Here is an 11654-nt window from a genome sequence, read left to right as displayed (position 1 = left end):
ATAAACAATCACCATTATTCAGCCATTATATTAACAGGTTATCGCTTTAAAAGGGATATTCGGATGAACTTTGAGCAAACAAACAAAAAAAACAGATTTTTTCACAATAGAAGCTAGACAGCGGGGTCAGAGATAGGCATAATTCGGCGCTATGGAAGGATGGCCGAGTGGCTGAAGGCAGCGGTCTTGAAAACCGCCGATGGGAAACCATCCTAGAGTTCGAATCTCTATCCTTCCGCCAGAATTAGCCGGCTTAGCTCAGTTGGTAGAGCAACTGACTTGTAATCAGTAGGTCACCAGTTCGACTCCGGTAGCCGGCACCATATAAGAACCCGTTATCTTGTAAGAGATAACGGGTTTTTTCTTATCTCTATTTTATTTACTGTCATATTTTCACCATCATCTTTTTAAGTCTTTTGCCTTCTTTGTTGTTCCACATATCTCACAATACCCTCTTGTTTATTATTTTTAATTATCAAAATTTAACCACCATATTAATGGGTTAGCATTTTTTAAGCAAAAAAAGACTGAGAATTGAGCAAACGGATAAAAAAGTCATTTTTTTTACAATCAGGACTAGACAGCGGGGTCAGAGATAGGCATAATTCGGCGCTATGGAAGGATGGCCGAGTGGCTGAAGGCAGCGGTCTTGAAAACCGCCGATGGGAAACCATCCTAGAGTTCGAATCTCTATCCTTCCGCCAGAATTAGCCGGCTTAGCTCAGTTGGTAGAGCAACTGACTTGTAATCAGTAGGTCACCAGTTCGACTCCGGTAGCCGGCACCATATAAGAACCCGTTATCTCGTAAGAGATAGCGGGTTTTTTCTTTGATTAAATCTTAATGCTAAAGCATGTATGTACTAAAAAAACACCACATTAATAAAAAGATAGTGGTGTTTTTAGAGATTATAATGATTACCAGCCCATAACCGACCAGTTAAATACTCGCCCCAAGATTTTCACTTCTTCTAATGTGGAACGTTCATCAGGATAATCAACCGTGTTATAACTACGAATGATAATAGTGTTATTGGGGAGCCGATGTAAAATTTTAACTCTTAAAAGATCACCTTGTTGAATTGCATAAATACCACCATCAACAATTTTTGTATGTCCTGTGCTGATAGTCACTATAGAGCCATCAGGAATAACAGGAGACATACTGTCGCCATGTACTTTAAAAGCAACGGCATCACTAGGTTGTACACCGTAGCGATTAAATGTAGAACGAGAAAATCTCAACAATTCCACCTTTTGATTATCAGTGGTACAACTTCCGAAACCGGCAGCTAATTCAATAGTAGTATAGAAGGGGATTTCAACTTCATCTCGTTCTATTGGTGTATTATTATCCCAATCATCAACTGGAGTCATTTCATTTACTGAAACGCCATCATTTCTTTTGGCTCCTCGCCCATACTCTAACCATTCCGGTCGAATATCTAACCACTGGCTTAATGCTAAAATGTTAGTTGGATCAGGAATCGATTCACTGTTTAACCATTTCCAGACTGCGGGTGCACTGACTTTTATGCCTTGTTGAGCTAACGCGTCTGCAATTCTTTTACCCAGACCACGACCAGCAATCCCTGAATCTAAACAAGCTTCTTGAAGCCGTTTTGTGAACTCCGCTTTATTATCATTTTTAACCATTGGTTAATTTCCTTTGCCGCTTGACGCCACGTTGGTTAAAATATAACATTAACTACTAGTTAATAAAAGTGCGAAAAGTACAAAATAGTAACTAAATAAACCAATACAAGAGTGGTAAGTAAAAATCACGTTGAGATAACGCCGTAAAATGCGGGTGATTTAGATGCATAAATGCCATGCCTTGTCGTGGTAAATGGATGACCAAGTTAGTAATGATAGGAAATCAAAAGGAGCATTAAATGAGACTAGCAGACTTGCCTAAATACTTTTCACCAAAAAGCATTGTATTCAGTGATGTAGGAACTGTTAAAGCAGTAGATTCGCTTTCTGTGACTGATGTGATGACATCAATTAGCCTAGTTACGCGAAAAGGGCGTATGGGCATAGAGTTGTTTTTAGCTAAACATAATATTAGTCACCCAGATGAAGCGATAGAAAGTCTTTATCAATATGCGTTAACTCAGGCATACCAATATAAAGCCATTGATAAACTAATTGAAAATGATAAAGCCAAGGTTTTACATATTATTGCCAATTATGCCTTTCAAGATTATGCAAGAAGTGCAGCAAGCAAAAAGGTTTGCCCTGATTGCAGCAATGGATTTATTGAAGTTGACGTTTTTACTACCAAAAGCTATACATCAAAACCAGTTAAAGGCTTTGAGCGAAATCTTAAAAATGAACTTAAAGCCAAACCTACAGGTAACACTTCTTACCGAGAAGTGAGAGAGACAACTCGAATTGTTTGCCCTACTTGTAAAGGGAAAGCTGAAATTCGCTTGGCCTGCCGTTGTCATGGGCGTGGGCAAGTTTTAGATAAAAAAGAGAGTGAAAAGCAGGGGATATCAGTTTTTAAACCTTGTAGTAAATGCGCAGGGCGCGGATATCCTCGCTTAAAATTCAGTGAAGTATTAGCGCAAGTACAAACGGTGGTGAGTGTTTCTAAAACAGTTGCATACAGTAACTATAAGGCATTATTTGAACATTTAGTGGAAGAATGCTTTAAAGAAGAGTCTTTATCAGAAAAAATTCTTCAAGAAGTGACTATTAGGTAATAATTTTCTATACTTATTCATTTTTATAGAATTTAATTATTGACTTTTGGAAAAAATAAACATACTATATCCCCACAGTGAGAGATTTGTATCTAAAGACCTCACAACAGAATATAAAAAGCCTCACTTAATGAATTGACCCCAGTTTATTAAAGTGAGGCTTTTTTGTATCTGCATTTTCTTAACGAATATAATGTAACAATATTTGTTAACGCTTATTGTCAATTGAAGACCACAATGTGGTCTTTTTTTATATCCGCCATTTATCTAATTAGATAAATAAAACATAAACATACTCATGTTAAAACCGCGTTTAAATTTAAGTACGGCAGATGAGTATCTTATTTATTACATTTCCTCCTATTGGAGGTAAGCCATGAGAAACAATGAAAGAAAATCCAGATTTATGGGAACAGATATTTATTGCTATTTCTTCAATGAAAGAACAAGGAATATCAGCCTCTCTAGCTGGAGGAATGGCTATTCTTCGAGGTTTATATAACGGCGGAGGATGGAAACAAACCTCTATAGATGGGCTGATGTGTGCAATGTTTGCTTGGTTCATTAAAGATATTCTAATTTTATTTAATATTAATCATGAGTTTGCTTATTTAGCCAGTGTATTTATTGGTTATATCGGAGTAGATTCCGTGAGTAAACTTCTAAAAGGAAGAGCAGGAGTTAAAAATGGCTAAAATAGCGCGAGGTGAGCGTAATAATAACCCTGGTAATATCCGGCATGGTTCGAAATGGCAAGGGTTATCTGCTGAACAAACAGATAAAGACTTTTGCCAATTTATTTCACCTGAGTATGGAATACGAGCCATCTACAAATTATTACAAACGTACCAAAAAAAATATGGTTTAAATACGATTAAAACCATTATCAATCGTTATGCTCCGCCTAACGAAAATAATACAATAGGCTATATTAATCGTATTTCAAAAGAAATAGGTATCGAAATTGACATACCTATTAATACACAATTAAAAAATGTCATTATTCCTTTAGCAATAGCGATTGTTAATATTGAACTTGGCTACCAACCCTATTCTGAAAAAGTCTTTGAAGATGCTTGGTTATTATTATGATTTCTTCATCTAGAATAATGGTAATAGTTATTTTATGCCTAGGCACAGGATTGGTTTGGTTGATTGATAAAAATAAATCTTTGAAAAATGAATACGATGATATTTATCAATCTCTTATTCAACAAATTGCAGAGAATAAAGAATATCAATTAAGAATTAATCGACTTAATCAACTGGATAGTCGCCATTTACAGGAACTTACTCATGCAAAAAAAGAAATTGCTCAGCTGCGTGATCTTAGTGAACACAATCCTAAGCGGGTGTACGTCAATGCCGAATGTCCAAAAGTCTCTGCCACTTCCACCACCGGCTTGGATGATGCAAACGCCGCCAGACCTACTGACTCCGCTATCCGAAATTATTGGTTACTCAGAGAACGAATTGCGCAGTCAGAGCAGATCATTTTAGGTTTACAGGATTACATTCGCCAAGAGTGTATTAATAATGGGTGATCTTATTGTATGTACAGGTGTTTTTTTATAGACATAGTTATGACGAAGTGTCAGCTATATGTCATGATTATGAGTGCTTACATTATATCAACAGACTTAGTAATATAACGCTATCCAACGATTACTATTAAAAATACCATGAAAATCACCCTTGCCACACACCATCACTTTTCTGTGCTTATTGAGTTAGACTCTTATGCTCAACAAAATTCTTCGCGTATTGAAGAAATTAAAGCTTGGCTATCTAGCCAAGCTATTTATCTTATTGAAGTTAACGCAGAGGTAGTGGGTTATGGGGTGATCCATTCTCACTTTTTTGGTTATCCTTTTATTGAACTTGTGATGATAGCTCACGATCAGCGCGGAAAAGGCTATGGCAAAGCATTGATCTTATTTTTTCAAGAACAACTAACAACAGAAAAATTGTTTACGTCAACGAATCAATCCAATACTAAAATGAAGAATTTACTGCTTCAGCTAGGATTTATTAAAAGTGGTTGTATTGAAAATCTTGATGAAGACGATCCTGAAGTTATTTTTTGTTTTATACAATAAAAGCCATCTTAAGTAGATGGCTTATTATTAAAATATAAAAACTATGCTTGTGTTTTGCATTCGCATTGTTCTGTAATCTCAACCGGAATGTAATAATTAACGTCTTTTAGCAGAGCGCTTGGTTGAGCTATAAGGTGTTCAATTACATACTTATCTTTAAAAATATATTCCTCAATATCAGCTAATCCTTTCTTTCTTGGTACATTTAATTTTTTAAGTAAAATACCATAAATATTATAAATAATGTCTTTATAATCGAGTTTTAATAATTCTTCAGGAATACTAAATTTTAAATATTTTACATTCTCAATTTTAGCTTGATTAGTAAAATTTGGATTATAAAAATCAGATTTATTTTCTATCATCGTGGCATATTTTACCGTTAATTCATTATTGTTTTTTGATAAAATATTATGTGTAGCAAAAACACGATCATATTTGTAATTTGCTGTTTTAAAAAAATTTTTCCAATAGAATTCACGTGGTTTTTCAGTAATGAAATTCCAGTCAATAACATTAGCTTTATAAATATGGTCTATTCCTATTAGTGAAAGGGAATTAATTGTAACGATTTCAATATCTAAGTTAAAACCCTTAAATTTTCTTAATGGCAAGGTAAAGCCGTGTGCTAACCAATTTTCTTTTCTACGATAATTATAAGGCGTCATATTGAACAGCTTTTTAAACGCTCTTGAGAATGTTTGTTGAGAATCAAACCGATATTTTAATGCAATATCAAGAAGGGGGGTTCTTTGTAAGCGTAATTCAACCGCCGCGCAAGAAAGACGTCTAGCTCGAATATAAGAGGCTAATGTAAGCCCTGTTTGTTCTTTAAACATGCGTTGAAGATGCCATTTAGAATATCCTGATTTTTGTGAAACATTTTCAAGTTTTAGATCTTTCTCTAAATTTTCTTCAATCCAATAGATAATATCTGTAATGACATTTTCGCTAAACATATTTTAACTCTAATTAAAAAATTATAATTGGTGATATAAAACAATACGGGTATTTGATAAATTTACATAAGATACTGTAATGAATTCATTGGTGATTGTAAATTTATAAAAATATTTATCATTATCTAGGTTTAAAATAAGACGCCATCGTTAATAAAATAAATGATTAATTTTAACTTGTTGATATTTAAGGAGAAGCATTTTTATTTAGAAAGGATGAACGAGTAATTAGATAGTCTTTTTGAGCAAAAATCTAAGCTAAAAATGTTATTTTTATAAAACTATTAATCTATTTATTTAAAAATAGAATAATAAATAGTTAAAAGGCGAATTGAATAGAATATAACTACTGTTATTAAGCTTAATTTAAAAAAATCAACTAAAAATAGAGAAAATAAGAGCCATCGGAAAACTAAGAGGCCAAGTTAAAGCGATTAATAATGCACTTAAAAGGCGCATAGCAACGCTGGGATCTTTAGTTAAAAAGAAAGTAATAATAAACGAGAACACAGCGCCAATAAGGTAGCTTATTCCAATAACAGAGATAGCAGACATAACGAATCATTCAGTAAATAGACTGTGGTAATTGTACTCCAAAATTGTTAAAGAAACAGAGGAATAGGGCAAACTTTTCGATAAATGTCATTACTAATGTGCAAATTTTAAACATTCATCTCACTTTTGATCGCTGGTTTCTTTTGGGGTGAACATACAAGATAATAACAAGATTAAATCCAAAAAATTAAAATAATGAAATGTAGTGGATTGATTTAACTTATTATTTATAACAATCTTTATTGTCTTTAGATGATGTTTACTAAAAAATAAAACAAGACGGAATAGATCTTTTTTAGCGACTTCACTATAAAAATTGAAATTTGCAAATGATGATTTTTAAGGCACGGTAGTGATGCAGAGGTAAACTATATGTTTGTAAAATACGCAGGTTAATTATATTACATCATAATATCAACAGAATGTAACAAATGGAATGAATACCATTTTATACATACTTGTAGATAAATTAGCTTATGGATGGCGCGACTTAATGGATTTAAGCGTTAGCTAGGAAGCATTTTAAATCCCCTTTTCAATCTTTAAAGGGGATTTATTTTTATGTCTGTTTTGGATAGGGATTAATAGCCGTCACTATATTAAAATGGTAACTTACCAAAGTAGTAACCCGTCAATGACGTTTATTTTGATGAAAATAAACGCTGTTTTGATTAATAAACAATTAGCGTGGTGGTTTTTATGATCCCTTATCAATCAACTTTGACGTTTTGGTTTGAAGAGTGCACACCAGAGCAATGGTTTAAAAAAGATCTGCTGTTTGATAAAGAAATTAACCGTAGGTTTGGTGAATTATGTTTAAGCGCAAGTCGTGGTGAACTTGCGTCATGGCGTGAAACTATAGAAGGGCGTTTAGCTGAAATAATTATCCTTGACCAATTTTCACGTAATATTTGGCGTGATACGCCAAAAGCCTTTGCACAAGATAATATGGCTTTAATTTTAGCGCAAGAAGCTGTTCGTTTACCTGAATATCTAACGCTAACCCCCGTTAAGCGTAAATTTATGATAATGCCATTTATGCATTCAGAATCACCTAAAATACACCAAGATGCCGTCGTATTATTTTCTCAACTTAATGACGAAAATACGTATCAATATGAACTACGACATAAAGAGATTATCGATAAATATGGCCGTTATCCTCACCGTAATCAAATCTTAGGCCGTACATCGACACCTGAGAAGAATTAGAATTTTTACAGCAACCTGGCTCTTCATTCTAAAAAAAATGCATACCTAGAAAAGGTATGCATTTTTGTTTCTTTTTTATGGTTGATTAATCAGCCATAAAATCGAGGTCACATTGTAATATGCCATAAGTTATAGAAAGCGATACGGCCTGATAATTCAGCAATAATTACCGCAGTAGCACAAGTGACTAGTGCCATTTTTGATGCCTGTGCTTTTAGGGCAGTAAATCCTACGATAACAATACCCAATGCTAATACCGCTAATTGGAATCCCCAGAAAAGAGATTGATCAGCACTCAGTTGAGGGCCTGTAAAGCCTAGGAAGCTCACATAACCTGAGCGTGTAGCAAAAGTGATAATAGCACCGATAATAAAGGACAATGCGCCTAAACGTCTTGCGCCTGTTGCCATTGCCAGTACACCGCCACCCACTAAGAGGGTCATCCAAAATTGCAAGGTGGTGTAATCTGTATTCCAGTTAGCAATAGTTGGAATGTGGTAAACCTGAGGGATTGACCAAACAAAAGCTAAACCAAAAACAACGGTAAGCAGATTACAAATTTCACGTAATCCTTTCCATTTTTTCATTATAGTGAGTGCGACAGTTGCAAAAGCAAATCCCGTAAACACACCACTTAGAAAGGCTTCGTTACTCATTGGAGAACGGCCAACACCTAAGAGCATATTGAAAAAACGCAGTGGTTGACCAACGTGTAACCCACCAATACCTAAGCCAATTAATGTTAAGACTAAGGCTAAAATATTGGCATTACGTAGTTGGTTATCATCAATCTGACCTAATTTTTTACTGATATAAGCAATAAGAAACAGGCCTGCTGCTGAAGAACCTAAAACAGTAAAAAAGACTAGAGGAAGTTCATGCATGGTTTATACCTCCGCCGCATTTTGAACTGAGCCGGTTTTATCACCAGAAGGTTTTGCTTCTTTGTGTGCTTTGATAACGATATTTGGATTAGTCAGGCTTGGATCTGGCATTGGTGCAATACCGCACTCTGTGCCATGTTTCGCTCTGATCACTTCAATATCATCAAAATCAAGTGCGCGTTGAGGACAAGACTCAACACAAACCGGTTTCATGCCTTGTGCTACACGTTCATAGCAACCATCACACTTAGACATGAGTTTTTTCTTCTCATCGAATTGTGGCGCACCATAAGGGCAACGCAATTCGCAATAACGGCAACCAACACAAATATCTTGGTTAACAACCACTAAACCATCCTCTTCACGTTTATGCATAGCGCCAGTTGGGCAACCTGCAACGCAAGTAGGGTTTGAACAATGGTTACAAGAAATGGATAAATAATAACTATAGATATTTTGTGTCCAGATCCCGTCTTGTTTTGCCCAGCTACCACCGCCATATTCATAAACACGGCGGAATTTAGGGCCTAAATCTAAATCTTTTTCATCCTTGCAACTGACTTGACATGTTTTACAGCCAGTGCATTTAGTGGAGTCAAAATAAAAACCATATTGCTTCATGAGTTAACTCCTTATGCACGTTTCACTTCAACAAGGTTTGTATGTTGCGGATTTCCTTTAGCAAACGGCGATGGGTGCCAGCTTGTTAATGTATTAATACATCCACCAGTATCTACACCTGTTGTATCAAGTGAACGCCATGCACCTTGCGGTACTGCAATCACACCAGGTAATACACGATCAGTAACTTTGACAAGAATATTTAAGCGACCACGTCCGTTATAAATTTCAGCGATATCGCCTGATTTTAATCCGCGTTCTTGCGCATCAATTGGGTTTAACCAGAATTGATGTGGGATAGCTTCACGTAACATGGCAACGTTATAATAGCTCGAATGGACGTGACCTTTATCGTGGAAACCCGTCATTTGCAGAGGGAATTTCTCTTTAAGCTTAACGTTCTCAACACCTTCTTCATTCTTACAATATTCTGGAATAGCAGGAATACGGTCGCCTTCAGGTAAAACCCAGCCTTCAGTATCTTGCATTAATTTTTCAGAATAAATTTCAATCTTACCTGACGCTGTTTTTAATGGATTAGCGATAGGATCTTGACGGAATGCTTCAAGTGCGACGTATTGATTACGATTAGGTAATTTACGATCGATAATTCCCATATCATTGGTTTCTGCAAAAGTAGGCAATGCAGGGTTTTTCTCACGCATTTGGTTATAGCAATACTCAATCCACTCTTCGTAAGTCCGGCCTTCTGTAAATTGCGCTTTAGTACCCATTTTTTCTGCAATATCGGTTAAGACATCATAGCAAGGGCGGTTTTCCCAAAGCGGTTTAATCGCATTTTGTAAGCGGACAACATAGTGGTAAGCACCACTTGCGTAAGAGTTATTGATAAGATCGTTTGTTTCGACTGTTGTCACATCTGGTAGTAGAATATCTGCGTATTTTGCAGAAGGTGTCATGTGGTTATCCCACACTAAAATAAACTCACATTTTGATTCATCTTGCAGTAAATCATGGGTTTTATTTAGATCTGCATGTTGGTTACCAATCACGTTACTGGAATAACACCACATAAATTTAATGCCAGTATCGAGTTTATCTTTATTTCTAACACCTGCATTTTTACTCGTTAATTCCTCGCCACGTGCAATCGCTTCAGACCACATAAATGTTGGGATCAGCGTTTTTACAGGGTTAGGAAGTGCAAAGCTTGCTACAGGATAAGCAACGTTACCGCCCCAACAGCCAGTATTTGTACCTGGACGGCCAATATGACCAGACATTAATGGCAACATCATAATAGAACGACAGGCTTGTTCGCCATTGGTAGTACGTTGAATACCCCAACCTTGAGAGATCCATGCGGCTTTTGCATTACCAATTTCACGTGCTAATTGAATAATACGTGCAACAGAAATACCGGTTAGTTTGCTTGCCCATTCAGGGGTTTTAGCAATACCATCAGGACCATTACCTAAAATATAATCTTTATAAGAGCCATTTTCAGGTGCTGATGCTGGAAGTGTTTGCTTATCCCAACCGACGCAATATTCACGTAAGAAATCTTCATCGGTGATACCTTCTTGGATCATCACATAACCTAATGCAGCAACTAATGCGGCATCGGTGCCTGGATAAATCGGTATCCACTCTGCACCCAGTGTTGTCACACTGTCAGTACGGCGAGGGTCGATAATGATAACTTTACTTTTGCTCTTATCTAACGCATTTAGCGTTTCATAGAACTGACCACCACCTGACATACGTGTTTCTGCAAGGTTATGACCAAACATTACAACGAGATCTGAATTCTCAATTTCTGTTAACAGAGATTCCAACATATCGCCATAAACATAAGGAACGATACCTGTTAATTGAGAGTAAGAATAAGTACCGTAGTCACTTAAAAAGCCACCCACAGTGCTTAATAAACGTTTACATGCGGTTCTACCGTGTAAATTTGCGCCTGTAGAGCCTGTACCGTATTGATAATAAATTGCTTCATTACCATACTTTTCAATGGTGTATTTTAATTTTTCGGCGATGATTGATGTCGCTTCATCCCAAGAAATACGTTCAAATTTACCTTCACCACGTTTACCAACACGCTTCATTGGATATTTTAAACGGTCTGGATTGTAGGTTTTCCAACGAACAGAACGACCACGCAGACAAGGACGAATTTGGTGAAGACCGAATGTTGAATCGTCATACATAGTTTCATTAGAAATACGACGAATAACGCCATCTTTCACATGAACTTTTAATGGACAACGGCTACCACAGTTCACTAAGCATGCACTGTATTTGATAGTTTCTGAAGTCTCATCAGGACGAATACCCTGGGGGGTTTGAGCATTAGCAGCGAATGGTAATGAAACCGTTCCTGCAACAGCGGCAGCACCAGAAATAACTGCTGCTGACTGAATGAATCCACGCCGACTCATTTCAGTAATAGAAGTATTATTTTTAATTTTTGACATTGACATTACCCTAACATTTTTCACAACAAGTAAAGTTGTATATATATGTTAAGTTATAACCCTTCTACCTATAATGATTTATATCAATATAAAAAATGTTAATAACGTTATCTAAAAAAATAATTATTAAACAAATGGTTACATTTTTTGATAAATACCACTTTAGTGGTA

Annotated in this window: 11 protein-coding genes, 4 tRNA genes and 1 pseudogene; 10 read left to right on the top strand and 6 right to left on the bottom strand. The window is 35.9% G+C overall.

The window, feature by feature from the left end:
- Nucleotides 1-153: 153 nt before the first annotated feature.
- From ABN080_RS06040 to ABN080_RS06025, 4 genes are all read left to right on the top strand, one after another.
- Nucleotides 154-241 (top strand) — tRNA-Ser (locus tag ABN080_RS06040).
- A 6-nt stretch (nt 242-247) separates the two neighbouring features.
- Nucleotides 248-323, top strand: a tRNA-Thr gene (locus ABN080_RS06035).
- 293 nt (nt 324-616) lie between these two features.
- Nucleotides 617-704, top strand: a tRNA-Ser gene (locus tag ABN080_RS06030).
- 6 nt (nt 705-710) lie between these two features.
- Nucleotides 711-786: transfer RNA gene (locus tag ABN080_RS06025), tRNA-Thr, on the top strand.
- 130 nt (nt 787-916) lie between these two features.
- Here the strand turns inward: ABN080_RS06025 and ABN080_RS06020 are convergent.
- Nucleotides 917-1654, bottom strand: coding sequence for a S24 family peptidase (locus ABN080_RS06020; protein ID WP_349440604.1), 738 nt, complete (start codon nt 1652-1654; stop codon nt 917-919).
- 239 nt (nt 1655-1893) lie between these two features.
- On the opposite strand from ABN080_RS06020, the gene ABN080_RS06015 reads away from it, so the two are divergent.
- The 5 genes from ABN080_RS06015 to ABN080_RS05995 all read left to right on the top strand — a co-directional run bounded on the left by ABN080_RS06015 (nt 1894) and on the right by ABN080_RS05995 (nt 4808).
- Nucleotides 1894-2709, top strand: coding sequence for an antitermination protein Q (locus tag ABN080_RS06015; protein ID WP_072068580.1), 816 nt, complete (start codon nt 1894-1896; stop codon nt 2707-2709).
- 386 nt (nt 2710-3095) lie between these two features.
- Nucleotides 3096-3404 carry a phage holin, lambda family gene (locus ABN080_RS06010; protein WP_196553745.1) on the top strand — a complete coding sequence of 103 codons (309 nt, stop codon included), beginning with the start codon at nt 3096-3098 and terminating at the stop codon, nt 3402-3404.
- Nucleotides 3397-3801, top strand: a complete 405-nt coding sequence (locus ABN080_RS06005) for a structural protein (protein ID WP_349440603.1) — start codon at nt 3397-3399, stop codon at nt 3799-3801. Before ABN080_RS06010 ends, ABN080_RS06005 begins: the two co-directional genes overlap by 8 nt.
- A complete protein-coding gene (locus tag ABN080_RS06000; RefSeq protein ID WP_349440602.1) occupies nt 3798-4253 on the top strand; it encodes a lysis protein in 456 nt (151 codons plus the stop codon). The genes ABN080_RS06005 and ABN080_RS06000 overlap by 4 nt, the downstream gene beginning before the upstream one ends.
- Before the next feature lie 138 nt (nt 4254-4391).
- Nucleotides 4392-4808 carry a GNAT family N-acetyltransferase gene (locus ABN080_RS05995; protein ID WP_349440601.1) on the top strand — a complete coding sequence of 139 codons (417 nt, stop codon included), beginning with the start codon at nt 4392-4394 and terminating at the stop codon, nt 4806-4808.
- A 41-nt stretch (nt 4809-4849) separates the two neighbouring features.
- On the opposite strand, the gene ABN080_RS05990 is transcribed toward ABN080_RS05995, so the two are convergent.
- Together ABN080_RS05990 and ABN080_RS05985 are read right to left on the bottom strand one after the other, a co-directional pair.
- On the bottom strand, nt 4850-5767 hold the full coding sequence (locus ABN080_RS05990) for a helix-turn-helix domain-containing protein (RefSeq protein ID WP_196553741.1): 918 nt from the start codon (nt 5765-5767) through the stop codon (nt 4850-4852).
- Between the two features lie 375 nt (nt 5768-6142).
- A complete protein-coding gene (locus ABN080_RS05985) occupies nt 6143-6322 on the bottom strand; it encodes a GhoT/OrtT family toxin (RefSeq protein WP_072068574.1) in 180 nt (59 codons plus the stop codon).
- 699 nt (nt 6323-7021) lie between these two features.
- Here ABN080_RS05985 and ABN080_RS05980 point away from each other — a divergent pair.
- A pseudogene (locus ABN080_RS05980) lies at nt 7022-7566 on the top strand (DUF924 family protein).
- A gap of 75 nt (nt 7567-7641) precedes the next feature.
- Here ABN080_RS05980 and ABN080_RS05975 read toward each other — a convergent pair.
- From ABN080_RS05975 to ABN080_RS05965, 3 genes are read right to left on the bottom strand one after another with little or no spacing between them, the layout of a single operon-like run.
- The gene (locus ABN080_RS05975) at nt 7642-8418 is read right to left on the bottom strand and encodes a dimethyl sulfoxide reductase anchor subunit family protein (RefSeq protein ID WP_349440600.1); all 777 of its coding nucleotides are present in this window, start codon (nt 8416-8418) and stop codon (nt 7642-7644) included.
- A gap of 3 nt (nt 8419-8421) precedes the next feature.
- The gene (locus tag ABN080_RS05970; RefSeq protein ID WP_023581764.1) at nt 8422-9039 is read right to left on the bottom strand and encodes a DMSO/selenate family reductase complex B subunit; all 618 of its coding nucleotides are present in this window, start codon (nt 9037-9039) and stop codon (nt 8422-8424) included.
- Between the two features lie 11 nt (nt 9040-9050).
- The gene (locus ABN080_RS05965; protein ID WP_196553738.1) at nt 9051-11483 is read right to left on the bottom strand and encodes a DMSO/selenate family reductase complex A subunit; all 2433 of its coding nucleotides are present in this window, start codon (nt 11481-11483) and stop codon (nt 9051-9053) included.
- Nucleotides 11484-11654 lie beyond the last annotated feature (171 nt).

Origin of the sequence: Proteus sp. fly-1089 (assembly GCF_040138965.1) — a bacterium.
Classification (GTDB): domain Bacteria; phylum Pseudomonadota; class Gammaproteobacteria; order Enterobacterales; family Enterobacteriaceae; genus Proteus; species Proteus vulgaris_B.
The sequence above is the reverse complement of the archived record's forward strand: the minus strand, read 5'-3'. Positions and strand labels throughout refer to the sequence as shown.